Source organism: Leifsonia sp. EB34, from assembly GCF_041260585.1.
Taxonomy (GTDB): domain Bacteria; phylum Actinomycetota; class Actinomycetes; order Actinomycetales; family Microbacteriaceae; genus Leifsonia.
Window position 1 is genome coordinate 266725 of sequence record NZ_JBGCCV010000001.1, and the last position, 26853, is coordinate 293577.

The following is a 26853-nucleotide window of genomic DNA, read 5'->3' on the forward strand; positions in this document are numbered from 1 at the left end:
GGCTACGCCTCCAGCGCGTCCTCCAGCAGGTGGATGAGCGCGTCGAGCTGCACCGAGTCGGCCGAGCCGAGCTCCACGTCGCTGCCGTCGAGCGCGCGGGCCGCGAGGCCCTGCTTGGAGTCGATCAGCTCGGCGATCTTGGAGTCGATGGTCTGCGCGGCGATGATCCGCCACGCCGTGACCGGCTCGTCCTGGCCGATGCGGTGCACGCGGTCGATCGCCTGAGTCTGCTCGGCGGCCGTCCAGGACAGCTCGGCGAGCACGACGTTCGACGCGGCCTGGAGGTTGAGGCCGACGCCCGCCGCGGTGAGCGAGCAGACCGCGACCGCGACCTCCGGGTCGTTGTTGAAGGCGTCGATCTCCTTCTGCCGGGCGAGAGCGCTCTGGTCGCCGCGGATGGAGATGGTCTTGAGGTCGCGGGCGGCGAAGGCCTCCTCGGCCGCGTCCATCACGTCGATGTGCTTGGCGAAGAAGACCACCTTGCCGACCGAGCGCGCGAGCTGCGCGGTGTAGTCGGAGGCCAGCCCCGCCTTCGCCTGGCCGATCTTGCGGACCATCGTGAAGACGTTGTCGCCGGTCTTGGACGACTTGGCCTCCTCCAGCTCGGACTGCGCGACCAGGCGGATGAGGTGCTTCCGGTGCGCCTCGTCGTCGCCGTCGAACGAGTCGGGACGGCCGGCCGCCGCTGCGCGGTGGAAGCGCGTGACCAGGCGCGCGGCGAGCTCCTTCTCGGCCTGCTTGATCGAGCGGCCGAGGTCGTCGTCCAGCTCCACCGGCAGGTCGACCACGCGGCGGCTCGGGAGGTCGGCGGCCACGTCGACCTTGCGGCGGCGGACGATGCCCAGGTCGATGACGGATTCGCGCGCGGCGGCGTAGAAGCCGAAGTCGGCCGGGGTGAGGCCGGTCTCCTCCAGGCTCTCCATCAGCTCCGCGCCCGGCTTGTTGCCGTCGATCCAGCCGAGGAACTGCCAGATCGCCTTGAAGTCGTCGATGTCGTTGATGAGCGGCGTGCCGGTGAGCGCGATGAGCAGCGGGTCGGCCGCCTTCTCGCGGATCGCCTCGGCGAGCCCCAGCACCAGGCGCGAGCGCTGCGAGTGCAGATTCTTGATGAAGTGGGCCTCGTCGACGACCATACCCTGGAAGCCGAGCGTGCGCAGCCAGGACAGGTGCCGGTCGAGCACCTCGTAGTTGACGATGACGACGTCGGCGAACGCGTCCAGGCCCTCGCCGTCGCCGTGGATGACGGTGGCGCGGCGGAGCGGCGTCCAGCGCTCGACCTCCCGCGCCCAGTTCATCTTGACCACGTTGGGCACGACGGCCAGCAGCGGGTACGCGCCGGCGACGGAGGCGCCGAGGATGGACTGCGCGGTCTTGCCGAGGCCGGGCTCGTCGGCGAGCAGGAAGCGGCGGTGGCCCTGGCGCACGCTCTCGATGAACCGCGACTGGTGGTGCATGAGCTCGAGCCCCTGCGGCGAGTAGCGGTCGATCTTCGGCGCGGGCGGGAGCTCCATGCTCGCGGCCTGGCCTCCCGCGCCGTACTCGAACGACTTGAACAGCGGGCCGAGCAGCTCCCACGAGTCGAGGCGGCGGCGCGGCGCCGGGGCGGGCGCGGCGGCCTTGCTGAAGTCGGGGGCGAGGAACGGGTTGGAGAGCTGGCGGGCCTTGACGGAGGCCGGCACGACCTGCTTCTCGGCGAGCTCCGGCGGGATGATGTTCTCTGGCGCGATCACGCGCTCGACGGTGATGATGAGGTCGTCGGGCTTCAGCTCGGTGCCGGACTCCAGCAGCCAGTCGCGGCGGATCTTCTGGGCCGTCGCCGTCGGCGGGGCCTCGCTCTCGAGCAGGGAGATCAGCGAGGTGTCGCGGGCCGCGGTCTTGGCCAGGATCGTGGCGATGCCGTCCAGCCGCTTGAGCTGCTCGGCGCGGGCGGCGTCGCTCAGCTCGGTGTCGGCCTTGGCGCGGGCGCGCTCCTCGCGCATGAGGAAGGCGATGACCTGGAACTTGGTGCGGTTGGTCGGGCCGAGCTTCTTGCCGTCGGCGGCCTTGGCCTCCACTTCGCGCACCTTGCGTGCGAGCACGGGGATGAGCCCGTCGTTGTTGGCGTGGCGGTTGCGGCGCTGCTGCTGCGGCCGCGACGACGTGCGCTGCGACGCTCCTTGGCCGGACATGCGCTTATCCGTGCGCTGACCCGGCATGCGCTGACCCGAACGAGACATGGTCCTCCAGTGGATGCGTCACGCGCCGACAGCGGACGCGACGCCATTTGGCGTGAGGGCCGGCGGGGCGGCGGGGAGCGGAACCGAGTGGTCCGGACCGAGCATCGCAGAACGCCGGGCGCACGACGCAGGACGGCCGTGCAACTGCCATTTTACCGTATCGGGAGAGGTCAGCGGCGTGTGTCGGCCGGAATCTTGATCAGGAGCCCCGCTGCGACGAAAACGGCGGCCGCAGCGAGGCTCAGCAGGGGCAGCACCGGGGTGAGGCCGGGGATCGGGAAGATCGGGTTCCAGAGCACGGCGATCGGGATCAGCCCGGCGGGCCACCACCGGCGCTTGGCCTGCCAGGAGAACACGCAGAGGATGAGCGCCAGGATGCAGACCGCGTATTCCACGTAGGTGTACCAGTCCGCGAACGCGAGCCCGAAGAGCAGCACCAGCGCGCCGAGGACGCCGGGCGCCAGGGCGGCACGGTTGTAGGCGGGCGGCTGCGGGGTGTAGGGCACCGTCCAACTCTAAGCGACCGACCGCGAGGCGCCGGCCGCGCCCCCGAACGGTCCGCGCCCCTGGGACGAGACCTCATCCCCGGGGCGCGGACGGCGTGCGGCGCAAGTTTGTTCAGAGTGCGCCCCTGCGGAACAGGAACGCGCACGGCGGCGCGTCCGATCCGACACGGACGATGACGGCGGAGCGGCGGGCCAGCTCGACGAACGGCTCGAGGTCGAGCCGGCTCATCGGGATGCGGCGCAGCTCCGCGTCCGAAGCGATGCCGGCGACCGCGAATGCGACGTCGGGGACGTCGTACGGCTCGTCGGCGAGGTCGAGGAACACGATCGGAGACGGGTCTGCGGTGTCGAGCGGGAAGACGCTGAGGATCGCCTCGGCGGCTGCTTCGGTGGTGGCGTCCCCGAGGAGGACGACGGGCGCGGTGAGTGCTTCTTCGGGATAGCCGCTGCCGACAAGGGTAAGCGTGTCGCCATCGTGCATAGCGTCCAAGGCGCTCAAGAGCGCACCGGACAGCAGCGGGCTGAGGTTCTTCAGCAAAGTCGGGCCTTTCCTGTAAAACGAATATTTCTCAACCCCTGTTGGGAGGATAGACCCGGCCGTATGTCCTCTCACACCCCCCTTTAGGGGGTGCACGCCCGACTTCCGTATACCTCGCCGGGGTATCCGGCTTCGCGCGGTATCCTGGGAGGCGTGATCGCAGACATCAAGAAGCGGGCGTTGCACCGCACGCGCATCCTCGAGGGGCAGCTTCGCGGCCTCGAGAAGATGATCGAGAACGAGGACTACTGCGTCGACATCATCACCCAGTCGCTCGCCATCCAGAAGTCCCTCGGCTCGCTCAACAAGCTGCTCGTCGAGAACCACCTGAAGACGCACATCTCCACGATGTTCGAGGAGGGCGGCGACCAGCGCGACGACGCCATCCTCGAGCTCCTGAAGGTGTACGAGCTCTCGAACAACCGGGGCTGACGTGGCGGACCCCATCGAGATCGTCCGCGGCGACATCACCGAGCAGGCCGTGGACGCGGTCGTCAACGCCGCCAACAGCTCGCTCCTCGGCGGGGGCGGGGTCGACGGCGCCATCCACCGCCGTGGCGGGCCCGCCATCCTCGCCGCCACCCGCGAGCTGCGCGCCACCACCCTGCCCGACGGGCTGCCGACTGGCCAGGCGGTCGCGACCACGGCGGGCGACCTCCCCGCCCAGTGGGTCATCCACACGGTCGGCCCGGTCTGGGCGAAACGTGAGGACCGCACCCCCGAGCTGCAGAACGCCTACCGGTCCTCCCTCCGGGTCGCCCGCGAGCTGGGCGCCGCCACCGTCGCGTTCCCCGCCATCTCCGCCGGCATCTACGGCTGGCCGATGGACGACGCGGCGCGGATCGCGGTGAGCACCGTGCGCGCGGTGCTGTCGTCGGGCGTCGGCTCGGTGGAGCTGGTGCGCTTCGTGCTGTTCAGCGACGACGCACTGGCGGCGTTCCGCGCGGCGGCGGGCGAGTGAGCGACGCCGCCCCCCTCGACGGCGACGCCGCCGTCGAGCGCTTCCGCACGCTGCTGCGCATCCCGACGATGTCACGAAACGCGGTCGAGGAGACCGACTGGGCAGCGTTCGACGCGTTCGTGGCGGCGCTGCCCGCGCTGTACCCGAGGCTGCACTCGGCGCTGGAGCGGGAGCAGCACGGCCACTCGCTGCTCTACCGCTGGCGCGGCACTGGGGACGGCGCCCCGACCGTCCTGATGGCGCACTACGACGTCGTCCCCGCCACCGACGAGGGCTGGCAGCACCCGCCGTTCGGCGCGGAGCTCACCGGGTCCGGTGACGAGCGCGTGCTGTGGAGCCGCGGCACGCTGGACGACAAGGGCGCGCTCGTCGCCATCCTCGAAGCGGTGGAGGCCCTGGTGACCGCCGGCCACACCCCCGCGGCGGATGTGTACCTCAGCTTCGGCCACGACGAGGAGACGGTCGGCTCCGGCGCCCAGGCCATCGTCGCCGCCCTCGCCGAGCGCGGCGTGCGGCCGGCCCTGGTGCTGGACGAGGGCGGCGCGGTGGTCGACGGCATCTTCCCGGGCGTGACCAAGCCGATCGCCGTGGTCGGCGTGAGTGAAAAGGGCATCACGAGCGTCCGGCTGACGGTCGAGCAGCACGGCGGCCACGCGTCCACCCCGCCGAGGATGACGGCGACGGTGCGGCTGGCGAGGGCGATCACCCGGCTGAACGACAGACCGTTCCCGGCCCGCCTCAGCGACACGAACCTGCAGATGGTGGAGACGCTCGGCGCCCACGCGACCGGCCCGTTGCGCGCGGTCTTCACGCGGGCCCGCCGGCTGAAGCCGGCCCTGGTCGCCGTGCTCGGCCGGCTGAGCGACGAGACGCGCGCGATCGTCCGCACCACGACCGCGGTCACGCAGCTCAGCGGCAGTCTCGCCGCCAACGCGCTGCCGGAGACCGCTTCGGCGGTGGTCAACGTGCGCATCGCGGTCGGGTCGAGCGTCGCGGCGACCCTCGCGCACCTGCGCCGCGCGATCCACGACCCGCTGGTGCGCATCGAGGCGGTCGACGCGAGCGAACCGTCCCCGGTCTCCCCCACGACCGGCCCGGAGTGGGAGGAGGTGGCGGCAAGCATCGCGGCCGTGCACCCGGACGCGGTGGTGACGCCGTACATCATGCTCGGCGCGAGCGACGGCCGCCACTTCACGGCGATCAGCGACGCGGTCTACCGGTTCACCCCGTTCGAGATGAGCGGCGAGGAGCGCGGAACGCTGCACGCGCGCAACGAGCGCATCCGGGTGGCGACGTGGCTGCGCGGGATCCGGTTCTACGAGTCGCTGTTGCGGGGGCGGTAGGCCCAGGCCCGCCTACGCTGCCCCGCCTACGCCGCCCCGCCCAGATCCGGCAACTGGATCGCCCGACTGCTCGGCGGCAACTGCCGCGCCCGCTCCAGGCCGGGCACCAGCTCCCCCAGCCAGGCCCGGTACCCTTCCGCGTTGAGGTGGAGGCGGTCGTCGGTGTAGGCCGGGTTCAGCTCGCCGTCCTCCAGCGCCATCGCCGGCCAGAGGTCGAGCCAGGCAGCGTGGACGGTGGGGGCGAACTGCCACAGGTGGCGGTTGATGTCGCGGATCTGGTCGGCGAACTCGTGGCCGCGCGGCAGCACCGACTGCACCAGGATGCGCACCTCGGGCAGTTCTTTGCGGAGCGTGACCAGGATGCTCTCGATGTTGCGGACGACGTGCTCGACCGACCGGCGCCAGGCCAGGTCGTTGGTCCCGATGAGCAGGGCGACCACCGCCGGGCGGGCCTCCACCACGTCGCCCAGGCGGGCGAGCACGTCGTCCGAGGTGTCCCCCGCTACGCCCAGGTTGACGACGTCCTCACCGGGCAGCCAGGCCGCCCAGTCGCCGCCCTGGGTCAGGCTGTCGCCGACCAGGACGAGAGTTCCGTGCCCCGCTCCCCACCCGTCGCTCATCCTCCCATCCTCCCTCAGATCGCGGGAGGTCGGAAGGGTGCCGACGGCGACCAGGCCGTTACAGCAGCGACTTGGTGTGCCAGACCGTCTTCGTCTCGGTGAAGAACGCGATGCGGTCGAGCGAGGGCGCTGCGGCGTCGGGGCCGTTCTCGGGGGTGAGCACGCGCTTCAGCGTGTCCGCCGCGGCGATCTGCAGGTCCACCCACTCCAGCGCTCCCGCACCGACCAGGTCGAGCGCGTTGACGTCGGCGTGGGAGGCCAGCCATGGCGCGATCTCCGCCGGCGACCCGGTGAGGATGTTGACCACCCCACCCGGCACGTCGCTCGTCGCGAGCACCTCGCTCAGGCTGATCGCCGAGAGCGGGAAGCGCTCGCTGGCCACGACGACGACCGTGTTACCGGCCACCAGCGCCGGGGCGACGGCGCTGACGAAGCCGAGCAGGCCGGAGTCCTGCGGGGCGACGATCGCGACCACGCCGGTCGGCTCCGGCACCGAGATGTTGAAGTACGGGCCGGCGACGGGGTTGGCGTTGCCCACCACCTGGGCGAACTTGTCGGCCCAGCCGGCGTACCAGACCCAGCGGTCGATCGCCTCGTCCACCTGGGCGCCGGCGGCGGCCGCGGAGACGCCCTCCGCCTGCTGGATCTCGTCGACGAACTGGGCCCGGCGGCCCTCCAGCAGCTCGGCGATCCGGTACAGCACCTGGCCGCGGTTGTACGCCGTAGCGCCGGCCCAGCCGGACAGCGCGCCGCGCGCGGCGACCACGGCGTCACGGGCGTCCTTGCGGGAGGCCTTGGCGGCGTTCGCCAGGAACGCGCCCTTCGCGGAGACGACCTCGTAGGTGCGGCCGGACTCGGAACGCGGGAACTTCCCGCCGATGTAGAGCTTGTAGGTCTTGGGCACGGCCAGGCGGCTCATTTCGTCGCTCCCTTGCGGGTCGTGGTGCGGGTCGTGGTGCGGGTGGAGGTGCGCTCGGCGGGCAGCGAGCGTGCGGCGGGCAGCGAGCGCCCGGGCACCAGGTAGGCGCCGAGGCCGTGGCGGCCGCCCTCGCGGCCGTAGCCGGACTCCTTGTAGCCGCCGAACGGGCTGGCCGGGTCGAACCGGTTGAAGGTGTTCGCCCAGATCACGCCGGCGCGGAGCTTGTCGGCGACGGCCAGGATGCGGCTGCCCTTGTCGGTCCAGATGCCGGCCGAGAGGCCGTACGGCGTGTTGTTCGCCTTGGCGATGGCCTCCGCCGGGGTGCGGAAGGTCAGCACCGACAGCACCGGGCCGAAGATCTCCTCGCGGGCGATCCGGTGGCTGGTCGACACGTTGTCGAAGATGGTCGGCGCGAACCAGAAGCCGTTCTCCGGGATGGCGCACTCGGCCGTCCAGCGGTCGGCGCCCTCGGCCTCACCGATGTCGGAGAGCTCGCGGATGCGCTGGAGCTGCTCGGCGCTGTTGATCGCGCCGATGTCGGTGTTCTTGTCCAGCGGGTCGCCGAGGCGCAGCGTTGAGAGGCGGCGCTTCAGTCGGTCCACGACCTCGTCGTGCACGCTCTCCTGCACCAGCAGGCGGCTGCCCGCGCAGCAGACGTGGCCCTGGTTGAAGAAGATGCCGTTGACGATGCCCTCGATGGCCTGGTCGATCGGCGCGTCGTCGAAGACGATGTTCGCCGCCTTGCCGCCGAGCTCCAGCGTGAGCTTCTTCTCGGTGCCGGCCACCGACCGCGCGATCTCGCGGCCGACGGCGGTGGAGCCGGTGAAGGCCACCTTGTTGACGTCCGGGTGGGCGACCAGCTCGCGGCCGGTCTCCCCCGCGCCCGTGACGATGTTGACGACACCGGCGGGGAGGTCGGCCTGCTGCACGATCTCGGCGAACAGCAGCGCGGTCAGCGGGGTGGTCTCGGCGGGCTTGAGGACGACCGTGTTGCCCGCGGCAAGGGCCGGAGCGATCTTCCACGCCAGCATCAGCAGCGGGAAGTTCCACGGGATGACCTGGGCGGCCACGCCGAGTGCGCGGGGCGCGGGGCCGAGGCCGGCGTGCTCCAGCTTGTCGGCCCAGCCGGCGTAGTAGAAGAACCAGGCCGCGACCAGGGGGACGTCGACGTCGCGGCTCTCCTTGATCGGCTTGCCGTTGTCGAGGCTCTCGGCCACGGCGAGCTCGCGGGCGCGCTCCTGGATGAGGCGCGCGATGCGGAACAGGTACTTGCCGCGGTCGCTGCCGCTCATCCGCGACCAGGTGCGCTCGTAGGCGCGGCGGGCCGCGGCGACGGCGCGGTCGACGTCGGCGGAGTCGGCGGTCGCGATGGTCGCGATGCGCTCCTCCGTCGCCGGGGAGATGGTCTGGAACGGCGTGCCGTGCCCGTCGACGAACTCGCCGTCGATGAAGAGGCCGTACTGGTCGCGCAGGTTGAGGATCGCGCGCGACTCGGGGGCCGGGGCGTATTCGAGGAAGCTCATGGTGTTGTCGTCCCGTCTCAGTCGATCGTCACGTAGTCGGCGCCGGAGTAGTGCCCGGTGTGCAGCTTCTGGCGCTGCAGCAGCACGTCGTTCAGGAGACTGGAGGCGCCGAACCGGAACAGGTGCGGCTGCAGCCAGCGCTCGCCGATGGTCTCGGCGACCGTCACGAGGTACTTGATGGCGTCCTTCGACGAGCGGATGCCGCCGGCCGGCTTCACGCCGATCTCCTCGCCGGTCAGGCGGTGCCAGTCGCGCACGACCTCCAGCATCAGCAGCGTCACCGGGAGCGTCGCCGCCGGGGAGACCTTGCCGGTGGAGGTCTTGATGAAGTCGGCGCCGGCGAGGATGCTCAGCCAGGATGCCCGGCGCACGTTGTCGTAGGTGTTGAGCTCGCCGGTCTCCAGGATGACCTTGAGGTGGGCGTAGCTGCCGTCGTCGCGGCGGCAGGCCTCTTTGACGGCCACGATCTCGTCGAACACGAGGCCGTAGCGGCCGGAGAGGAACGCACCGCGGTCGATGACCATGTCGATCTCGTCGGCGCCGGCCGCGACCGCGTCGGCGGTGTCGGCCAGCTTGACCGGCAGGGAGGCGCGGCCGGACGGGAAGGCGGTGGCGACCGCGGCGACGTTGATGCCGCCGTGCTGCCCGGTCTCGCGGGCGACGCGGCCGGCGTGGGCGGCACCGAGGGCTTCCACGGCGTAGGGCACCATGTCGCCGTACACGCACACCGCGGCGGGCCGCGGCGCGGTCAGGTCGCTCGGGTCGGGCGTGAGCGCCTTCGCGACGAGCGAGCGCACCTTGCCGGGCGTGTCGGCGCCCTCCAGCGTGGTCAGGTCGATGAGCTCGATGATCTTGTCGAGCGCCCACGCCTTGCTGGTGGTCTTGATGGAGCGGGTGCCGAGGCCGGCGGCGCGCTGCTCCAGGCCGACGGCATCCACGCCGGGGATGCCGCCGAGGTAGCGCCGGAGCGAGCCCTCGGTGAGGTCGCCGCCCAGCACCTCGACGGCGCGGGCCGCCGGCGCGAGGGTGCGCACGGGCGGTGTCGTTTCGATGGTCATGGCGTCTGCTTTCTCATGTTCGGCGCACGGCCGAGGAGGTCGTTGGCGGTCGACTCGTCGGTGATCAGGATGGTGCACAGGCCGCTGGCGACGACCGCATGAGCGATGCCGTGCTTGGCCTCCCCCGCGATGACGGCGATGGCGGTGCCGGCGTTGCGGAGCTCGTCCAGGCTGAGGCCGAGGGTGCGACCGTCCAGCTCGGGGTCGGCGACCTGCCCGTCCTCGTCGATGAAGCGGCCCACGACGTCGCCGACGGCGCCCTTGGCCGCCAGCGCGAGCACGTCCTCCGGCGACAGGTACCCCGAGTCGACGTGGACCGAGCTGGTGTCGACCACGCCCGCGCTGAACAGGTAGGCGTTGGCGCTGCGCGCGAGCTCCAGCACCGACTGGACGGACCGGTCCGCCTCGATGGCACGGCGGGTGGACTCGTGCTCGAAGATCGCAGGGCTCGGCAGCAGCGTGGCGGTGCCCTGGGCCTTGCGGGCCATCACGACGGCGGTGTCGGCGGCGGCCGTGGCCTGCCGGGTGCTCGACACGCTGCCGTTGATCTGCACGGGGTTCACTCCGACCGCCCAGCCCGGGCGCAGCCGCGCGGCGACGGCGTGGAGCGTGCGGCCCCAGCTCACGCCGAGGGTGCGCGGGACGGGGCGCAAGGTGGTCAGGTAGTCGGCCGCGGCCTGCGCGACGCGGGCCTGGGAGTCCGCGTCGGACTCGGCGGCGGGCACGACGACGGCGTCCTGGAGCCCGTAGAAACCGCACAGCTCGCGCTCCAGCGAGAACTTCCTGGCGCTCGGGTGGACGATCTCGATGCGCACGAAGCCGTGCTCGCGCGCCGCCACCAGCAGCCGCCCGACTTTCCAGCGGGAGACGTTCAGGGCGACGCCGATCTCGTCCTGGGTCTTGCCGGCTTCGTAGTACAGCTCTGCGGCTTTGACGGCGAGGATCTCGTCGGAATCGTTCAGGGCCACCCCACCAGCTTAGGTCGGTGTGCAACGGTTGCGCGCTCTACGCTCAAATGAGCAGGGCTGCTTTCGTTTATCGTTGGCTCGTGTCTGCCACTCCCCTCGCACTCGCCGTCGACTTCGGCGGAACCAAGGTCGAAGCCGCCCTCGTCGACGCGGACGGCGTCCTCCTCCCCGGCTCCCGCCACCGCCTCCCCACCGGCCGCGGCGCGACGGTCGCCGACCTGGAGGCCTCGGTGGGCGGTGTCGTGCGCGACGCGTTCGCCGCGCTCCCGGACGGCGCGACGATCGTCGGCGTGGGCATCGGCTGCGCCGGCCCGATCGACCGCAGACGCGGCCTGGTCTCGCCGCTGAATGTGCCGGACTGGCGCGACTACCCGCTCCGCGACTTCATCGGCTCGGTGGCGGCCTCTCTCGGCCTCGACGTGCCGGTGACGCTGGAGATGGACGGCGTGGCCATCACGATGGCCGAGCACTGGGTCGGCGCCGCGCAGGGCGTCGACAACGTGATGGGCATGGTGATCTCGACCGGCATCGGCGGCGGTCTCATCGTCGACGGGCGGGTCATCACCGGCCCGACCGGCAACGCGGGGCACATCGGGCATGTGGAGGTGGGCGACATCCGGGGTGAGGACACCTTCGGGGCGCCGTATGCGCTGGAGGCGATCGCCTCCGGCCCGCACACCGTCGCCTGGGCGCGCCGGCAGGGCTTCACCGGCGGCACCGGCGAGGAGCTCGCCGCGGCGTACGCCGCCGGCGACGAGGTCGCCGTGGCGGCGATCACGCGCACCGGCCGCGCCGTCGGCCACGCCATCGCCTCTGCGACGGCGCTGCTCGACCTGGAACTGGTCGCGATCGGCGGCGGCTTCTCGCACTCCACCCCCGACCTGTTCACGCACATGCGCGAGGTCATCGAGGCGCACTACTTCCCGTTCGTCCGCAAGGTGCGCATCGTCCCGAGCGCGCTCTCGTCGGAGGGCCCGCTCATCGGCGCGGCCGCCCTCGTCCACCGCAGCACCCTGCTCCCGGCGAACCCGCGCTAGCGCGGTGCCGGTAACTCCGGAGCCCCGCCTCGCCACGCCGCCAAAATCTCCGTAACTCCGGAGATTCGGGCCGTCGGCGGCCGGATCTCCGGAGGAAACGAGCGCGTCACCAACTCCGGAGATCCCAGCGTCGCGGCCGCGGATCTCCGGAACTACGGACGGAACGAGCCGCTTCGCAGCCGATGTTCCGGAGTTGCCGTCAGCGGTCTTCGAGCGGCACCGGCCGCGCGACGACGGCGCCCGCCGCCGCGGCCGCCAGCGCGGTCGCTGTGAGCACCACGAGCGGCACGGTCCAGCCGTCGGTGACCTGGTGGAGGATACCCACGGCGAGCGGCCCCAGCGCCCCGAGCGTGTAGCCGAATCCCTGCGTGAAGCCGCTCAGCGCGACGGAGCCGGCGTGCGTCCGGGTGCGCATGTTGATCAGCACCAGGCTCAAAGGGAACAGCAGCGGGCCGAGGCCGGCGAACGCGACCCAGAGCCAGGTCGCGGTCATCGGCGCGAACACGAGCCCGGCGTAGCCCGCGACGAAGAGCGCGACGCCGACGTAGATCAGCAGCGACACGTTCCGCATCCGCGCGGCCAGCAGCGGCACCAGCAGGCCGGCCGGGATGCCCATCCCGGCGTAGATCGACAGCAGCGCGCCCGCCTCCGCCGGCGGCGTCCCGGCGACGTCGTGCACGAGCTGCGGGAGCCACGCGAACATCGCGTACGCGTTCAGGCTCGAGACCGCGAACACCACCGCCATCGCCCACGCCAGGCCCGAGCGCCAGATCGGGCGGCCCAGCGCGTGGCCGGCCCCTTCGACCTCCACGTCGTGCGCGGGATGCGCCGGCCGGCGGGTGATCAGGATGCGCAGCCACGGCACGATCGCCAGCACGCTCACCAACGCCCACATCCCCACCGAGACGTGCCAGCCCGCGGCGTCCGCGACCGGCACGGCGAGGAGCGGCGGCAGCAGGGTGCTCACCGACATCACCGTCGCGTAGAGCGACGTCACCAGGCCGATCCGATCGGGGAAGTACCGCTTGACCAGCGGAGGCAGCAGGACGTTGCCGACGCCCATCCCCGCGAACGTGACGGCCGAGCCCACCGCGAGCATCGTGAACGAGCCTGCCGTGGCCCGCAGGAGGTGCCCGGCCAGCATCACGCCCAGCGCGATGAGCAGCACGGTCTCCAGCGCGAGGCGACGGGTGAAGGTCGGCGCGAGCAGGCCGAAGAGGGCGAAGAAGACCGGCGGCAGCATCCCGAGCAGCCCGACGCCGACGCTCGACACCGGGAACTCGACCCGGATCTCGGCGAAGATCGGCGAGAGCGCGGCGACCGCGGTGCGCAGGTTCGCGGCGACCAGCAGGATGCCCAGCAGCGCGACCGCGCGGCCCTGCCAGAGCGGTCGGGGCGGCGCGACCGGCGGCGCGGAGGCCGTCGACTCGGAGGCCGTCGACTCGGTGTTCGGGGCGGTCTCGCTCACGCGCGCTCGGCCGTCAGGATGCGCCGGGCCTGCTCCACATCCGCGGCGATCTGCGCGATCAGCGGCTCGATCCCGGCGTAGGCGACCATGCCGCGGATGCGCTCCGAAAACGCCACGTCGACCGTGTGGCCGTAGAGGTCGAGCTCGCGGTCGAGCACGTAGGCCTCCACCTGCTTCTGCGGCACGCCCTCGAACGTCGGGTTGTTGCCGACCGAGATGGCGGCGGGATAGCGGGTGCCGTCGTCGTCGGTCAGCCAGCCGGCGTACACGCCATCGGCCGGGATGAGCCCCTCCGACTCCGGCGACAGGTTCGCGGTCGGGAAGCCGAGCTCGCGTCCGCGCGCCGCCCCGTGGACGACGACCCCGCGCACCGTCGGGACGGTGCCCAGCAGCTCGGCGGCGTGACCGACGTCGCCCGCGGCCAGCAGCTCCCGGATCCAGGTGGAGGACACCCGCCGGCCGTGCTCTGGCCGTACGTCGTCGATCAGCTCGACGGTGAAGCCGTAGCGCTCCCCCAGCTCGCGCAGCAGGGCGACGTCGCCGACCCCGCGCGCGCCGAACCGGAAGTCGCTGCCGACGAGCACGGCCGCGGCGTGGAGCCGGTCGACCAGGATGCGGTGCACGAACTCCTCAGGGGGAAGGTCCGCGAGCGAACGGTCGAAGGCGACCATGAGGGTCGCGTCGATCCCGGTCTCCGCCAGCAGTGCCAGCTTCTGCCGGTTGCTGACCAGCGAGGCCGGGCACTTCTCGGGCGCCAGCACCTCCAGCGGGTTGCGGTCGAACGTGACGACCGCCGCGGTCAGCCCCTGCTCGGCGGCGACCGCGCGCAGCCGGTCGATCACCGCGCGGTGGCCGGTGTGCACGCCGTCGAACTTGCCGATCGTGACGGCGCTCGGCCCGAAGCCGTCCGGGATCTCCTCGACGGAGCCGAACACCCTCACGAAGGCTCCCCCGCGGGCGGGTGGTGCCTCGAGAGGTAGAGCAGGCCGAGGATCGGCAGCACCAGCGGGATGAACAGGTAGCCCATGCCGTAGACCGACCACACGGTCGCGTCGCGCCCGAACGGGTCGATGTCGTGGAGGCCCAGCGTCGCGGGCGCGAACAGGCTGAGCGACCCGATCACGAGCACGCCCACCAGCTCGAAGGTGATCGTGATCCAGGCGACCCGGTACCAGACCCGCCCCGGCGCGATGAGCGCGATGGTCGCCACGATGTAGACGGCCGCGGAGAGTCCGGAGAGCGTGAACGCGACCGGCGCCTCGTGGAAGCGGTCGATGATCTGGAAGACGCTGCGGCCGGTGGCGGCCAGCGCCAGCACCCCGTAGACGAACACGAGGACGCGGCCGATGCCGGAGACGCGGCGCTTCGGCGCCTCGCCCCCGCTCTTCGCGCGGTCGGGCATGGTGTGGTGGGACATCGCTAACGATTCTATTCGCGCGGCCCAGGTCTTCTCGCGCGGGCCCAGGTCTTCTCGCGCGGGCTCAGGCGCCCTGCACGAACCAGATCTGCCCCATCCGGTACACCATCACCGCGATGGCGAGGCAGACCCCGCCCAGGATGACTGTGCTCCACCGGTTGCGTTCGATCAGTGCCCAGAAGCCGCCGGCGAGCGGCAGCAGCAGCGCGGAGATCAGGTAGATGTAGAACTCCGCCAGGCTGCCGGTGGGCGGGTTGCCGACCAGCGGGGCGACGATGGCCATCACGAGCTGGACGATCAGCAGCAGCTCCACGAGCGCGACGGCTCCCATGGAGACGTCGCCGGGGACCCGCCCGGCGAACCCGAGCACCAGGCAGAGCACGCCGCCGATCACGGCGACGCCGACCTGCAGCGCCACGAACCATTCGATCATGCGGAGGCGATCTCGTCGGTCGGGAAGTTCACGAGGGTCCTGGCTTCCTTTCCGCGGAACTCGATGAGTCCCACGAGGTGGCCACCGGGGGCGATGGCGGCGACGGGTCCGCCTCCCGGTCCCTCCCGGTCGGCGATGTGGATGCGCCGGCCGTGCGTCAGGTCGATCGCCTGCTGCTCGGTCAGCTCGAGCGTCTCGAACAGCTCGGAGGCCGCTCGTGCGGCGGGGATGAGGGCCGACGCGGGATCGAGCGTATCGAGTTCGCCGGCCTCCCGCACGTCGAACGGCCCGACCCGGGTGCGGCGCAGCGCGGTGAGGTGGCCGCCGACGCCGAGGTCCGCGCCGAGGTCGCGCGCAAGCGACCGGATGTAGGTGCCGGAGGAGCAGACCACGCGCACATCGAGCTCGATGGCGACAGGTGCTTCGGCGTCCGGCAGCCGCCGTGCCGCCAGCAGCTCGAACTCCGCGATGGTCACGGCGCGCGGCTGGAGGACGACCTCCTCGCCGGCCCGCACCCGCGCGTAGGCGCGCTTGCCGTCCACCTTGATCGCGCTCACCGAGCTCGGGACCTGCTCGATCTCGCCGGTGAGCGCCCGGATGCCGCGGGCGATGGCGTCGTCGGTGACCGCTGCGACGGCGGCGGGATCGGCCTCGGTCACCACGTCGCCCTCGGCGTCGTCGGTCGTCGTGGTCGCCCCGAGCCGGATGGTCGCCAGGTACTCCTTGTCGGCGCCGACGATGTAGGTCAGCAGCCGGGTCGAGGAGTTGATGCCGAGGATGAGCAGCCCCGTCGCCATCGGGTCGAGCGTGCCCGCGTGGCCCACCTTGCGGGTGCCGGCCAGCCGGCGCACGCGCGCGACGACGTCGTGGCTCGTCCAGCCCCCCGGCTTGTCGACCAAGATCAGACCGCTGCCGGTCATGCGTTCTCGCCGGCGATGTCGAGGACGAGCTGGAGCTTGGTGCGGAACGTGGACTCGATGATCTCCGTGGCGCAGACGTCCTTGCCGTACTCGGCGGGCAGCTTGAGCCCGAGCACCGTGTTGAGCAGCATGCCCTCGGCGAGGAAGCTGCGCGCCTCGTCCGGCGAGAAGCCGACCTGGTCGCGGACCATCTTGTAGATCCCGAGGAAGCCTTCGCGGGCGCGCTCGCCGATGACCGGGTCGTTGCCCATCGCGAACGCCTGCATGAGCGAGAGCAGGATGCCGCGGTCCTCCAGGAGGTTGACGTACGCCAGCCCCAGCCTGCGGCCGATCTCGTGGAGCGCGCCGTCGTCCTCGCCCGCGGGCGAGCCCTCTGCCTTCCACTCGTCGATCGTGGACTGGAAGCTCACCATCAGCTTGTCGAGCGCGCGCTGCAGCACCTCGACGAAGAGGTTCTCCTTGCTGCCGAACATCCGCACCACGTAGGGCTGGCTGATCCCGGCCGCCTTGGCGATCTGGTCGGTGGTCGCGCCGAAGTAGCCGCGCTCCCCGAACACGAGGCTCGCCGCGCCGAGGATCTGCTCGCGCCGCTCGGCCGAGGGGATCCGTTCACTGATCGCCGAAGTCATGCTTGACATGTTATCAGCGGATTACTACTGTTCGTTGTAATCATTCGATTACTCACAAACCTCTCCCGAGAAAACCCGTCATCAACCCAGGAAGCGATGAGTCCCATGACTGCTCTCCGCACACCACAGCCGGGCACCGACACCTCGGCCCGCGCCGGCTCCCCCGCTCGCCGCGTCCCGGTCTGGCTCGCGATCGTCGCGGCCTCCCTCCCGATGTTCATGGCGACCCTCGACAACCTGGTCGTCACCAGCGCTCTCCCCGTCATCGCCCGCGACCTCAGCGCCTCCATCGAGCAGCTGCAGTGGGTCGTCAACGCCTACACGCTCAGCTTCGCGACGCTCATGCTCATGGCCGTCGGGATGGGCGACCGGCTCGGCCGCCGCTCGGTGTTCCTCGGCGGCATCGTCGTCTTCACCCTCGCCAGCGCCGCGAGCGCCCTCGCGACCGAGCCGTGGATGCTGATCGCCGCCCGCGCGGTGCAAGGCGCCGGGGCCGCAGCGCTCCTCCCACTCTCCCTCACCCTGCTCGCCGGCAGTGTCAGCCAGCGCCTCCGCCCGGCCGCCATCGGCATCTGGGGCGGCATCTCCGGCCTCGGCGTCGCCCTCGGCCCGCTGATCGGCGGCGCGGTGGTGCAGGGCTGGAACTGGCAGGCCATCTTCTGGCTCAACGTCCCGCTCGGCGTCATCGCCGCCCCACTCGTGCTGCTCGCCCTCCCGAACAGCTTCGGGGACCGGGTGCGCGCGGACATCGTCGGTCTGCTGCTCGCCGCGCCCGGCGTGCTCGGACTCGTCTACGGCATCGTCCGCGGCAACGACGCGGGCTGGGGCAGTGCGGAGGTGCTGTTCTCGCTGATCGCAGGCAGCGCGCTGCTGATCGCGTTCGTGTTCTGGGAGTCGCGCACGTCCGCTCCGCTGCTGCCGCTGCGGCTGTTCCGCGACCGCAGCTTCACCGTCGCTAACCTGGTCGGCGTCACCTTCAGCTTCGGGATCTTCGGCGCGATCTTCATCCTCATCCAGTTCCTGCAGGTCGTGCAGGGACACACCCCGCTGGAGGCCGGCGTGATGACCATGCCGTGGACGCTTGCGCCGATGGTCGTCGCGCCCCTGACGGGCCTCGTGTCGGGACGCACCGGCACGCGCCTGCCGATCGTCGTGGGGCTGGTGTTCCTCGCCGGAGCGATCGCCTGGATCGCCGGAACGCTGTCCGCCGACCTGCCGTACTCGCAGATGTGGCCGCCGTTCCTGCTGGCCGGGATCGGGATGGGCCTGGTGTTCGCGCCGAGCTCGACCGCCGTGCTGGCGAACATGCGCACGGCCGACCACGCGAAGGCCTCCGGCACCAACTCCACGCTGCGGGAGATCGGCGTCGCCCTCGGCGTCGCCGTGCTGACCGCGGTGTTCACCGGAGCGGGCGGCACGCTCACCCCGACCGGCTACGTGAGCGCGGCCATCCCGGCCGTCTGGGTCGGCGCCGGAGCGCTTGCGCTGGCCGCGGTGATCTCGCTCGCGCTGCCCAGCCGGCGGCGGGCCGCCGAGCTCGCCGCGGCTTCGCACGCCGCCGACGCCGAGCCCGGCGCTCTCGGCGCCGCCGCAGCGGCCGAGGCCACCGCCGAGCCGACCCCGGTCCTCGCCGACTAGCGTCATCCACCTGGCAGGACACGCCGTCTCGCACCCTCGCGAGACGGCGTGTTCTGCCAGTTCGTTCGCGGCCGCGCGCGACACCTAGGCTGGACCCGTGCGAATCGGCGTGATCGGAGCAGGGGCCATCGGCGGCACGATCGCGGCGCTGCTCGACCGGGTCGGGCACCTCGTGGAGGTCACCGCGCGCGGCGAGCAGCTCGCGGCCATCCGCGCCGACGGCCTCCGGCTCGATGGCGGCTGGGGCGTCCACACCGCGCGGGTCGCGGCCGCCGAGCGGCTGCAGACCCGGCCAGAGCTCGTGTTCGTCTGCACCAAGGCGCAGGACGCCGAAGCCGCCATCCGCGACAACGCCGCCCTGCTGGACGGCGTCACAGTCGTCGTCGTGCAGAACGGCCTCGCCGGACTCCGCGTCGCGACCGAGCTGCTGCCCGGTTCGGACTGCGTGGGCGCGCTCGCGCTCTACGCCGCCAGCTACCTCTCCCCCGGCCACGTCACCGTGACGACCACCGCGAACACCTACCTCGGCGCCGGGGACGGCGAGCCGCCGGCGAGCGCCGTGGAGGCCGCCCGCATCCTCGATGCCGCGATGCCCGCCTTCGCCGTCGACAACTTCACCGGCTGCCAGTGGACCAAGCTCATCGTCAACCAGGTCAACGCCATGCCCGCGATCACCGGCCTCAGCGCCCAGGAGACGCTCGGGAGCCGCATCCTGCGCCCGATCATCACCGCGAGCCTCCAGGAGGCCGTCCGGGTCGGCATCGCGCGCGGCGTCCGCTTCGGCAGCATCCAGGGCCTGAACGACCGGATCCTGCGCTTCGTGGCGTCGGCCCCGCGCGGGCTGGCGCAGGTCGTCCCGCTGCTGATGCGACGCAGGATGGGCGCGACGCCGAACCCCGGCTCCACGCTGCAGAGCATCCGCCGCGGCCAGCTCAGCGAGATCGACTACCTGAACGGCGCGGTCGTCGCCGAGGCGCGCGCGATCGGCCGGGAGGCGCCGGTCAACGCTGCGCTGACCGCCCTGGTGCACGAGGTGGAGGTAACGAAGGCGTTCATCGCGCCCGCCGAGGTCGCCAGCCGGCTTGATCCCCTGCTGGGCCGCTAGGCCGGCTCGGACCGAGGCACCCGCACTGGCGCCTGCGGGTCCGAGTCGTCGACGAGGATGGTCGCGAACGCCCGCGGCCGCGCATCCTCCTCGTACACCGCCCGCTGCGGCGCGTTCACCAGCAGCACCGACGCGTTCCACTCCCGCCGCAGCTCGGGCCGCAGCAGGAACTCGCCGTCGATGACGAGCACCGCGTCGGGGCCGGAGGTCTCCCACCGGCTGGTGAGCGGCGCGTCCCGCACCTCGTCGAAGGCCGCCGTCTGGAACCCGGCGCTCCCTCCCATCCGGAACGGGTCGAGGAGCACCCGCTGCAACGTCGAGTAGTCGAACGCGTCCCGGTAGTAGCGCTCCGGCGTCTCGGGGCCGAAGAACGTCCGGTCGGCGCGCGGCCGATGGAAGTCGCCCACGGACGCCCGGTGCGTGTCGACGCCGGACTCCCGGAACACCGCGGCGAGGTCGTCCGCGAAGCCCGCGGTGCCGCCGCCGCCGTCCACCGCGACGATCACCCGGCCGCCCGGCGCGAGCGCGCGCACCTCCGCCACGATCTCGCGGAGGGCCAGCACCCGCGGCGTCGGAGGCAGCATCATGCCATGAGCATATGCCGCCGCACCCGGTAGCCTCGATGCATGCCCGAAGCGTTCGCCACGGCGGTGGTGGACTGGTACCACGCCAACCGCCGCGACCTCCCCTGGCGCCGCGACGGCTTCACCCCGTGGGGCACCCTGGTCAGCGAGTTCATGCTGCAGCAGACGCCGGTGGCGCGCGTGATCCCGCGCCTGGAGGAGTGGCTGACCCGCTGGCCGACGCCGGCGGACCTCGCCGCGGTGCCGCCCGGCGAGGCGGTGCGCGCCTGGCAGTCGCTCGGCTACCCGCGCAGGGCGCTCTGGCTGCACGCCGCCGCCGTCGCCATCACCGATCGGCACGGCGGCGTGGTGCCCGACGACGTGGAGGCGCTGCTCGCGCTCCCGGGGATCGGCGACTACACCGCGCGCGCCGTCGCGGTGTTCGCGTACGGGGCGCACCATCCCGTGGTCGACACCAACGTGCGTCGCGTCATCGCGCGCGCCGTCGACGGGCAGGGCGAGCCGGGGCCGCCGAGCGCACGCCGCGACCTGACGGCCATGACGGCGCTGCTCCCCGACGACCGCCCGGCGGCCGCCGCCTTCAACGCCGGGATGATGGAGCTCGGTGCCATCGTCTGCGTCGCCCGTTCGCCGCGCTGCGACGAGTGCCCGCTCACGGCGACCTGCGCGTGGCGGACGGCGGGCTACCCCGCGTACGACGGCCCGCGCAAGGCGGTCCAGAAGAAGTACGAGGGCAGCGACCGGCAGGTGCGCGGCCGCATCCTCGTGGAACTGCGCGGTTCGCACATCCCGGTCACCGCCGCCGAGCTGGAGGACGTCTGGCCCGACGCCGACCAGCGCGACCGCGCGCTCCGCGGGCTGCTGGCCGACGGCCTCGCGGTCGCGGAGGGCGGCGGGTACACGCTGCCCTGAGTCGAAGCGCTCAGGCCTCGGCGAAGACGATCGGGTCCCAGTCCAGGATCCGCGACCGGTACACGAGCCCCTCGGTGAAGAACGGGTCGCCGTCGCGGAACCGCTCGGCGGCTTCCCGCGACCGGAACACGGCCATCGACCCCTGCGTGCCGGGGTCGCCGAAGGTGCCGATCATCAGCACGTCGCCGGTCTCGGCCGCGAACGCGTCCAGGTACGCCTTGTGGCGCGGGTAGGCCTCCACGACGCGCTGGAAACGCTCCGGGGTGGTGTCGGGGTCGGGATCGTAGAACGAGACGGCGTACACGCTCAGTCCTCCTCGTCGTCCTCGCGCGGCTTCACGTACGGGTCCTCGTCGCCGGCGTAGCTCGCGCCGGACGCGAGCCCCGCCACCTCGGTGTCGTGATCGCGCGCCTGGCGCAGCAGGTCCTCGATGTGGGCGGCGTTCTCCGGGATGGCGTCGAGCTGGAACTCCAGCGTCGGCGTCAGCCGCGCGGTGATGTTCTTGCCCACCTCGCTGCGGAGCATGCCGGTCGCCGCCTGCAGGGCAGCGGCCGTGTCGGCGCGCTCCTGGTCGGTGCCGTACACCGTGTAGAACACGGTGGCGTGCTGGAGGTCGCCCGTCACCTGGACGTCGGTGATCGTCACGAAGCCGAGCCGCGGGTCGCGGAGGCCGCGATCCAGCCGCTTGGCGATGATGACCTGGATTCTGTCCGCGAGCTTCCTCGCGCGTGCCGGGTCGGCCATGGGACTGTGTCTCCTTTCGGGGCAAGGCGGCCGGTGGCAGAGCCACCGGCCGCCGCTCCGATGATTCAGACGCGGGGCTTCTCCCGCATCTCGGTGGTCTCGATCTCGTCACCGATCTGGATGTCGTTGTACTTGCCGAGGCCGATACCGGCTTCGTAGTCCGTCCGCACCTCGGTGACGTCGTCCTTGAAGCGGCGCAGCGACTCGATGGCGAGGTTGTCCCCCACCACGACGCCGTCGCGGATGACGCGCGCCTTGGCGTTGCGCGTGATCGTTCCGGACCGGACGATGACACCAGCGATGTTGCCGAACTTGGAGGAGCGGAACACCTCGCGGATCTCGGCCACACCCGACTGGACCTCTTCGAACTCGGGCTTGAGCATGCCCTTGAGCGAGTTCTCGATGTCCTCGATGGCGTTGTAGATGACCGAGTAGAAGCGGACGTCCACACCCTCGCGGGCCGCACGCTCGCGCGCCTTCACGTCCGGGCGGACGTTGAAGCCGATCACGATCGCGTTGTCGATGGTCGCCAGGTCGATGTCCGACTCGGTGATCGCGCCGACACCGCGGTGCAGGATACGGAGGCTGACCGAGTCGTCGACCTCGATCTTCATGAGCGACTCCTCCAGCGCCTCCACGGCACCGGACACATCGCCCTTGATGATGAGGTTGAGCGCCTCGACCTTGCCCTCTTCCAGAGCACGGGTGAAGTCCTCGAGCGAGATGCGCTTGCGCGCCTTCGCCAGCTGGGCGTTGCGCTCGGCGGCCTCGCGCTTCTCGGCGATCTGCCGGGCGGTGCGGTCCTCCTCGGTGACGATGAAGGTGTCACCGGCGCGCGGGACGCTGGAGAGACCCTGCACCTGCACCGGTCGGGACGGCGCGGCCTCGAAGACGGCGTCGCCGTTCTCGTCGGCCATCGCACGGACGCGGCCGTAAGCCGTGCCCGCGACGATCGCGTCGCCGACGCGCAGCGTTCCGGACTGGATGAGCACGGTCGCCACGGCGCCGCGGCCCTTGTCGAGCTTCGCCTCGATGGCGACACCGCGCGCGTCCTTGTTCGGGTTGGCGCGGAGGTCGAGCCCGGCGTCGGCGGTCAGCAGGACCGCGTCGAGCAGGGAGTCGATGCCGATGTTGTTGCGGGCGGACACGTCGACGAACATGACGTCGCCGCCGTACTCCTCGGCGACCAGACCGAACTCGGTGAGCTGCTGGCGGACCTTGGCCGGGTTGGCGTCCGGCTTGTCGATCTTGTTGACCGCGACCACGACGGGCACGTTCGCCGCCTGGGCGTGGTTCAGCGCCTCGATCGTCTGCGGCATGATGCCGTCGTCCGCCGCGACCACGAGGATCGCGATGTCCGTCACCTGCGCACCACGGGCACGCATGGCGGTGAACGCCTCGTGACCAGGGGTGTCGATGAAGGTGATGGCACGCTCGATGCCGTCGTGCTCCGTCCACACCTGGTAGGCGCCGATGTGCTGGGTGATGCCGCCGGCCTCGCCCGCGACGACGTTCGCGTTGCGGATGGCGTCGAGGAGGCGCGTCTTACCGTGGTCGACGTGACCCATGACGGTGACGACCGGGGGCCGGATCTCGAGGTCCTCGTCGGACTCGCCCTCCAGCTCGGCGTCGAGGTCGATGTCGAAGCCCTCGAGCAGCTCGCGGTCCTCGTCCTCGGGCGAGACGACCTGGATCTTGTAGCCCAGCTCCTCACCGAGGATCTGGAAGGTCGCCTCGTCGAGCGACTCGGTCGCGGTCGCCATCTCGCCCAGGTGGAAGAGCACGGTGACCAGCGACGCGGGGTTCGCGTCGATCTTGTCGGCGAAGTCCGAGATGGAGGAGCCACGGCGCAGGCGCACGACCGTGCCGCCGTCACCGCGGGGAACGCTCACGCCGCCCAGCGACGGAGCTTCCCTCATCTCGAATTCCTGGCGCTTCGCGCGCTTCGACTTGCGGGCCTTGGACTTGCCGCCACCACGGCCGAACGCGCCGGCCGTGCCGCCGCCGGGGCCACGACCGCGGCCACCGCCGCCGCCGGCCGGACGCGGGGCGCCGAAGCCGCCGCCCGTGCCGCCGCCTGGGCGCTGGAAGCCGCCGCCCGCGGCGCCACCGGCGCCACCCGGGCGCTGCTGGAAGCCGGGACGTCCGCCGCCGCCCTGACGCGGGCCGGGACGGTTTCCGCCGCCCTGGCCGGGCGCGCCGATGCGCGGCGAGCCGGGACGCGGCGGGGCCGGGCGCGGGATGTTGCCCGGGCTCGGACGCGAGCCCATGCCCTGCGAGCTGGAGAACGGGTTGTTGCCCGGCCGCGGGGTGCTGGGCCGCTGGCCCATGCCCTGGCTGGACGAGAACGGGTTGTTGCCCGGGCGCGGGGCGCCGGGGCGCGGGATGCTGCTGGAGCCGGAGCCGGAGCCGCCGCCCGCAGCAGGGCGCGGCGAAGCCGGCTTGGCTGCGTCGGTCGGCGCGGACGCGGCGGGAGCCGCCTGCGCGGCCTTCTCGGCTGCGGCCTTGTCGGCGGCGGCCTTCTCCGCCGCTGCCTTCTCGGCGGCGGCCTGACGCTCGGCGACCGAGAGCGGCGCCTGCGGCTTCGGCGAGCCGGACTCGCTCGACGCGGGCGCCGGCGGACGCGGCGCGGCGGGGCGCGGAGCCTCCGCCTTGGGAGCCGACGCCTTGTCGGCGGTGAAGCCTTCAGCCTCAAGGGCGGCGCGCAGCTTGCGCGCTACCGGCGGCTCGATGCTGGAGGACGGTCCCTTGACGAACTCGCCCATCTCCTTGAGTTTCGCGAGCGCGACTTTACTGTCGACGCCGAGCTCGCTCGCGACCTCGTGTACGCGTGGTTTTGCAGCCACAATTCTCCTGTCTGGGGGCCTACCCCGGACAGGGCAGGCGTTAGTAGCGGACGGATCTCATTTCGAGCCGCTCATCGGTTGTCACTCATGTGAAGTCAACTTCTTCAGCCTGTTCTAATGAATTGCGACCCGGATGGTCGCGGTGTCGAGCGTGCCCTCCACGCGGAGCGCGCGCCCGAAGGCCCGGCGCTTGATCGCGAGTTCGACGCACTCGTCGACCGGATGCAGCCACGCGCCCCGCCCCGGCAGGATGGCGGACGGGTCCACCACCAGGGCCGATTGCTGGGCTACGACCCTCAGAAGAGAGGACCGGGGAGCGCGAGAACGGCATCCGATGCACGTTCTGACGGTTTCCATCTTACCCCTCACGCATCTCTGCGCCGAATCAGGACGGAGCGCCGCTCTCTAACCCAACGCTCCGTCACCGCTTCGCATTCCCTCGGCAGGCTTCTACTTCTCGTCCAGGATGGAGTCGGGCTGGATGTCGTGCTTGTGTGCCTGCGGCAACCGTGGCGCCACGGCTTCGCCGCGTCGCCACGGTGCGAAGATCGACATCCAGCCCTCCCTCTACTTCTCGTCCAGGATGGAGTCGGGCTGGATGTCGATCTTCGCGCCCGTGAGCTTCGCCGCCAGGCGCGCGTTCTGACCTTCCTTGCCGATCGCGAGCGAGAGCTGGTAGTCGGGCACGAGCGCGCGCACGGCCTTCAGCGACTCGTCGATCACGAACGCGCTGGTCACCTTGGCGGGCGACAGCGCGCTCGACACGAACGTCGCGAGGTCGGGCGAGTAGTCGACGATGTCGATCTTCTCGTTGTTGAGCTCCGCGGTCACCGCGCGCACCCGCTGGCCGAGCTCGCCGATGCAGGCGCCCTTGGCGTTCACGCCGGGCTCGGTCGCGCGCACCGCGATCTTGGTGCGGTGGCCGGCCTCCCGGGCGAGCGAGACGATCTCGACGATGCCGCTGGCGATCTCGGGGACCTCCAGCGCGAACAGCTTGCGCACCAGCGCCGGGTGGGTGCGCGAGACCACGATCGACGGGCCCTTCGCGCCCTTCGACACGCTCGTGACGTAGACGCGGATGCGCGAGCCGTGCGTGTACTCCTCGCCCGGCACCTGCTCCTCGGGCGGGAGGATGGCCTCCACGCTGCCCAGGTCGATGTGCACCATGCGCGGGTTCGGGCCCTGCTGGATGACGCCGGCGACGATGTCGCCCTCCCGGCCGCGGAACTCGCCGAGCACCGCGTCGTCCGCGATGTCGCGCAGCCGCTGGTTGATCACCTGCTTGGCGGCGAAAGCCGCGATGCGGCCGAAGTCGCTCGGGCTGTCCTCGGCCTCGCCGATGACGTTGCCCTCTTCGTCGCGCTCCGGGACGTAGACGGTGACATGCCCCGTCTTGCGGTCCAGGTGGACGCGCGCGGCTGGCGGCTGGTCGCTGTGCCCGTGGCGGTGGTCGGCCTGGTTGGTGTGCTTGAGATACGCGGTCAGGATCGCCTGCTCGATGATCTGCACCAGTTCATCGAAGGGAATCTCCTTCTCGCGTTCCATGAGACGCAAGACGCTGAGGTCGATGTCCATGCCGGCCTCCTCTATTCAGATCTTCGCCGCCGTGCGATGGCGCGGCGGACTCAGCTATCTACGGTACCCGAGATTCTCAGCGCCGGGGACCCCGGGTACCGTGCAGGGCATGAGCTCACCTTCCCGAACAGCCGCCCGGCTGGAGCACAGCACCACCGTGCGCGTCCTGACCCGCGTGGGACTGGCCTCCATCGGCCTCCTGCACATCCTCATCGGCGTCATCGCGCTGGCGGTCGCCGCCGGGGCCGGCGGCACGGCCGACCAGTCCGGCGCCCTGCAGGCGGTCGCCTCGGTGCCGGGCGGCGTCTTCGTCCTCTGGCTGATCGTCATCGGGCTCGTCGTGCTCGCACTCTGGCAGCTCCTGGTGGCGGTCACCGCGCACGGGGCGGGGACGAAGGTGGTGGAGGTCGCCAAGGCGGTCGTCTACGGTGCGCTGGCTGCGGTCACGATCTCGGTCTCCCTGGGCGGCGGCCACAACTCCACGGGCAAGCAGAAGTCCGGCAGCGCGCACCTGCTCGCGGTTCCGGGCGGCGCCTTCGTCCTCGGTCTGATCGGTCTGATCGTGGTGGTGGTCGGAGTCGTGTTCATCCGCAACGGCGTGACGAACAAGTTCGAGCGCGACCTGAAACTGCCGCCGGATCGCTGGGCGGACGCGATCAGCGTCCTCGGCCGCGTCGGCTACATCGCGAAGGGCATCGCCCTGCTGCTGGTCGGCGGCCTGGTCATCTTCGGCGCGGTCACCTACGACCCGTCGAAGGCGACGGGGCTGGACGGCAGTCTCAAGACGCTCGCGAGCGTGCCGTTCGGCGTCGTCGCGCTGATCGTGATCGCGCTCGGGCTGATCGCGTACGGGCTGTTCTGGTGCGTGCGGTCCGTCAAGGCGCGCCTCTGAT

The 26853-nt window shown here is 71.5% G+C and carries 28 protein-coding genes; 8 read left to right on the plus strand and 20 right to left on the minus strand.

Going from position 1 to position 26853, the window contains the following annotated elements:
* Nucleotides 1-2 precede the first annotated feature (2 nt).
* From ABIA36_RS01320 to ABIA36_RS01330, 3 genes are all read right to left on the minus strand, one after another.
* The gene (locus tag ABIA36_RS01320) at nucleotides 3-2168 is read right to left on the minus strand and encodes a DEAD/DEAH box helicase (protein ID WP_369960465.1); all 2166 of its coding nucleotides are present in this window, start codon (nucleotides 2166-2168) and stop codon (nucleotides 3-5) included.
* Between the two features lie 218 nt (nucleotides 2169-2386).
* Entirely contained in the window at nucleotides 2387-2722 is a 336-nt protein-coding gene (locus ABIA36_RS01325) for a DUF6804 family protein (RefSeq protein WP_369960467.1), read from the minus strand.
* A 112-nt stretch (nucleotides 2723-2834) separates the two neighbouring features.
* Nucleotides 2835-3260, minus strand: coding sequence for an RbsD/FucU domain-containing protein (locus tag ABIA36_RS01330; protein WP_369960469.1), 426 nt, complete (start codon nucleotides 3258-3260; stop codon nucleotides 2835-2837).
* 153 nt (nucleotides 3261-3413) lie between these two features.
* Here ABIA36_RS01330 and ABIA36_RS01335 point away from each other — a divergent pair, with 153 nt between their 5' ends.
* The 3 genes from ABIA36_RS01335 (at nucleotide 3414) to ABIA36_RS01345 (ending at nucleotide 5564) form a co-directional block, all read left to right on the plus strand.
* Nucleotides 3414-3692: a metal-sensitive transcriptional regulator gene (locus tag ABIA36_RS01335; protein ID WP_345836414.1), complete on the plus strand. Its 279-nt coding sequence runs from the start codon at nucleotides 3414-3416 to the stop codon at nucleotides 3690-3692.
* Between the two features lies 1 nt (nucleotide 3693).
* Nucleotides 3694-4221 (plus strand): O-acetyl-ADP-ribose deacetylase, encoded by a 528-nt coding sequence (locus ABIA36_RS01340; RefSeq protein WP_369960472.1) that lies wholly within the window; start codon nucleotides 3694-3696, stop codon nucleotides 4219-4221.
* A gap of 68 nt (nucleotides 4222-4289) precedes the next feature.
* Nucleotides 4290-5564, plus strand: a complete 1275-nt coding sequence (locus tag ABIA36_RS01345) for a M20/M25/M40 family metallo-hydrolase (protein WP_369962053.1) — start codon at nucleotides 4290-4292, stop codon at nucleotides 5562-5564.
* 26 nt (nucleotides 5565-5590) lie between these two features.
* Here ABIA36_RS01345 and ABIA36_RS01350 read toward each other — a convergent pair whose 3' ends face one another.
* From ABIA36_RS01350 to ABIA36_RS01370, 5 genes are read right to left on the minus strand one after another with little or no spacing between them, the layout of a single operon-like run.
* Entirely contained in the window at nucleotides 5591-6184 is a 594-nt protein-coding gene (locus tag ABIA36_RS01350) for an SGNH/GDSL hydrolase family protein (protein WP_369960474.1), read from the minus strand.
* A gap of 58 nt (nucleotides 6185-6242) precedes the next feature.
* Nucleotides 6243-7103, minus strand: a complete 861-nt coding sequence (locus ABIA36_RS01355) for an aldehyde dehydrogenase (RefSeq protein ID WP_369960476.1) — start codon at nucleotides 7101-7103, stop codon at nucleotides 6243-6245.
* Complete coding sequence (locus ABIA36_RS01360) at nucleotides 7100-8626, minus strand: aldehyde dehydrogenase family protein (protein WP_369960478.1); 1527 nt, start codon at nucleotides 8624-8626, stop codon at nucleotides 7100-7102. Before ABIA36_RS01360 ends, ABIA36_RS01355 begins: the two co-directional genes overlap by 4 nt.
* Before the next feature lie 17 nt (nucleotides 8627-8643).
* Nucleotides 8644-9684, minus strand: a complete 1041-nt coding sequence (deoC, locus tag ABIA36_RS01365) for a deoxyribose-phosphate aldolase (protein WP_369960480.1) — start codon at nucleotides 9682-9684, stop codon at nucleotides 8644-8646.
* Nucleotides 9681-10652 carry a sugar-binding transcriptional regulator gene (locus ABIA36_RS01370; RefSeq protein WP_369960481.1) on the minus strand — a complete coding sequence of 324 codons (972 nt, stop codon included), beginning with the start codon at nucleotides 10650-10652 and terminating at the stop codon, nucleotides 9681-9683. Before ABIA36_RS01370 ends, deoC begins: the two co-directional genes overlap by 4 nt.
* A gap of 80 nt (nucleotides 10653-10732) precedes the next feature.
* On the opposite strand from ABIA36_RS01370, the gene ABIA36_RS01375 reads away from it, so the two are divergent.
* A complete protein-coding gene (locus ABIA36_RS01375; protein ID WP_369960482.1) occupies nucleotides 10733-11689 on the plus strand; it encodes an ROK family protein in 957 nt (318 codons plus the stop codon).
* Between the two features lie 199 nt (nucleotides 11690-11888).
* Here the strand turns inward: ABIA36_RS01375 and ABIA36_RS01380 are convergent, their stop codons facing one another.
* The 6 genes from ABIA36_RS01380 to ABIA36_RS01405 form a co-directional block, all read right to left on the minus strand.
* A complete protein-coding gene (locus ABIA36_RS01380) occupies nucleotides 11889-13157 on the minus strand; it encodes a CynX/NimT family MFS transporter (protein ID WP_369960483.1) in 1269 nt (422 codons plus the stop codon).
* On the minus strand, nucleotides 13154-14098 hold the full coding sequence (locus ABIA36_RS01385) for a bifunctional riboflavin kinase/FAD synthetase (RefSeq protein WP_369960484.1): 945 nt from the start codon (nucleotides 14096-14098) through the stop codon (nucleotides 13154-13156). Before ABIA36_RS01385 ends, ABIA36_RS01380 begins: the two co-directional genes overlap by 4 nt.
* The gene (locus ABIA36_RS01390; RefSeq protein WP_369960485.1) at nucleotides 14095-14574 is read right to left on the minus strand and encodes a hypothetical protein; all 480 of its coding nucleotides are present in this window, start codon (nucleotides 14572-14574) and stop codon (nucleotides 14095-14097) included. The genes ABIA36_RS01385 and ABIA36_RS01390 overlap by 4 nt, the downstream gene beginning before the upstream one ends.
* A 64-nt stretch (nucleotides 14575-14638) precedes the next feature.
* Entirely contained in the window at nucleotides 14639-15007 is a 369-nt protein-coding gene (locus ABIA36_RS01395; RefSeq protein ID WP_369960486.1) for a hypothetical protein, read from the minus strand.
* A complete protein-coding gene (truB, locus tag ABIA36_RS01400) occupies nucleotides 15004-15927 on the minus strand; it encodes a tRNA pseudouridine(55) synthase TruB (protein WP_369960487.1) in 924 nt (307 codons plus the stop codon). Before truB ends, ABIA36_RS01395 begins: the two co-directional genes overlap by 4 nt.
* Nucleotides 15924-16556 carry a TetR/AcrR family transcriptional regulator gene (locus tag ABIA36_RS01405; RefSeq protein WP_369960488.1) on the minus strand — a complete coding sequence of 211 codons (633 nt, stop codon included), beginning with the start codon at nucleotides 16554-16556 and terminating at the stop codon, nucleotides 15924-15926. The genes truB and ABIA36_RS01405 overlap by 4 nt, the downstream gene beginning before the upstream one ends.
* A gap of 105 nt (nucleotides 16557-16661) precedes the next feature.
* Here ABIA36_RS01405 and ABIA36_RS01410 point away from each other — a divergent pair, with 105 nt between their 5' ends.
* Together ABIA36_RS01410 and ABIA36_RS01415 are read left to right on the plus strand one after the other, a co-directional pair.
* On the plus strand, nucleotides 16662-18194 hold the full coding sequence (locus tag ABIA36_RS01410) for a DHA2 family efflux MFS transporter permease subunit (RefSeq protein ID WP_369960489.1): 1533 nt from the start codon (nucleotides 16662-16664) through the stop codon (nucleotides 18192-18194).
* A 97-nt stretch (nucleotides 18195-18291) separates the two neighbouring features.
* Entirely contained in the window at nucleotides 18292-19299 is a 1008-nt protein-coding gene (locus ABIA36_RS01415) for a ketopantoate reductase family protein (protein ID WP_369960490.1), read from the plus strand.
* Here ABIA36_RS01415 and ABIA36_RS01420 read toward each other — a convergent pair.
* On the minus strand, nucleotides 19296-19886 hold the full coding sequence (locus ABIA36_RS01420) for a hypothetical protein (protein ID WP_369960491.1): 591 nt from the start codon (nucleotides 19884-19886) through the stop codon (nucleotides 19296-19298). The genes ABIA36_RS01415 and ABIA36_RS01420 overlap by 4 nt on opposite strands.
* 39 nt (nucleotides 19887-19925) lie before the next feature.
* On the opposite strand from ABIA36_RS01420, the gene ABIA36_RS01425 reads away from it, so the two are divergent.
* Nucleotides 19926-20795: an A/G-specific adenine glycosylase gene (locus ABIA36_RS01425; RefSeq protein ID WP_369960492.1), complete on the plus strand. Its 870-nt coding sequence runs from the start codon at nucleotides 19926-19928 to the stop codon at nucleotides 20793-20795.
* A 10-nt stretch (nucleotides 20796-20805) separates the two neighbouring features.
* Here the strand turns inward: ABIA36_RS01425 and ABIA36_RS01430 are convergent, their stop codons facing one another.
* The 5 genes from ABIA36_RS01430 to nusA all read right to left on the minus strand — a co-directional run bounded on the left by ABIA36_RS01430 (nucleotide 20806) and on the right by nusA (nucleotide 25960).
* Nucleotides 20806-21099 (minus strand): YciI family protein, encoded by a 294-nt coding sequence (locus ABIA36_RS01430; protein ID WP_369960493.1) that lies wholly within the window; start codon nucleotides 21097-21099, stop codon nucleotides 20806-20808.
* Nucleotides 21100-21101: 2 nt separating this feature from the next.
* The gene (gene rbfA / locus ABIA36_RS01435; RefSeq protein WP_369960494.1) at nucleotides 21102-21539 is read right to left on the minus strand and encodes a 30S ribosome-binding factor RbfA; all 438 of its coding nucleotides are present in this window, start codon (nucleotides 21537-21539) and stop codon (nucleotides 21102-21104) included.
* A 65-nt stretch (nucleotides 21540-21604) separates the two neighbouring features.
* The gene (infB, locus tag ABIA36_RS01440; protein ID WP_369960495.1) at nucleotides 21605-24385 is read right to left on the minus strand and encodes a translation initiation factor IF-2; all 2781 of its coding nucleotides are present in this window, start codon (nucleotides 24383-24385) and stop codon (nucleotides 21605-21607) included.
* A 114-nt stretch (nucleotides 24386-24499) separates the two neighbouring features.
* Complete coding sequence (locus tag ABIA36_RS01445; protein ID WP_369960496.1) at nucleotides 24500-24742, minus strand: YlxR family protein; 243 nt, start codon at nucleotides 24740-24742, stop codon at nucleotides 24500-24502.
* Nucleotides 24743-24952: 210 nt separating this feature from the next.
* On the minus strand, nucleotides 24953-25960 hold the full coding sequence (gene nusA / locus ABIA36_RS01450; protein ID WP_369960497.1) for a transcription termination factor NusA: 1008 nt from the start codon (nucleotides 25958-25960) through the stop codon (nucleotides 24953-24955).
* A gap of 109 nt (nucleotides 25961-26069) precedes the next feature.
* Between nusA and ABIA36_RS01455 the strand changes: the two genes are divergently transcribed.
* Nucleotides 26070-26852, plus strand: coding sequence for a DUF1206 domain-containing protein (locus ABIA36_RS01455; RefSeq protein WP_369960498.1), 783 nt, complete (start codon nucleotides 26070-26072; stop codon nucleotides 26850-26852).
* Nucleotide 26853: the final 1 nt, after the last annotated feature.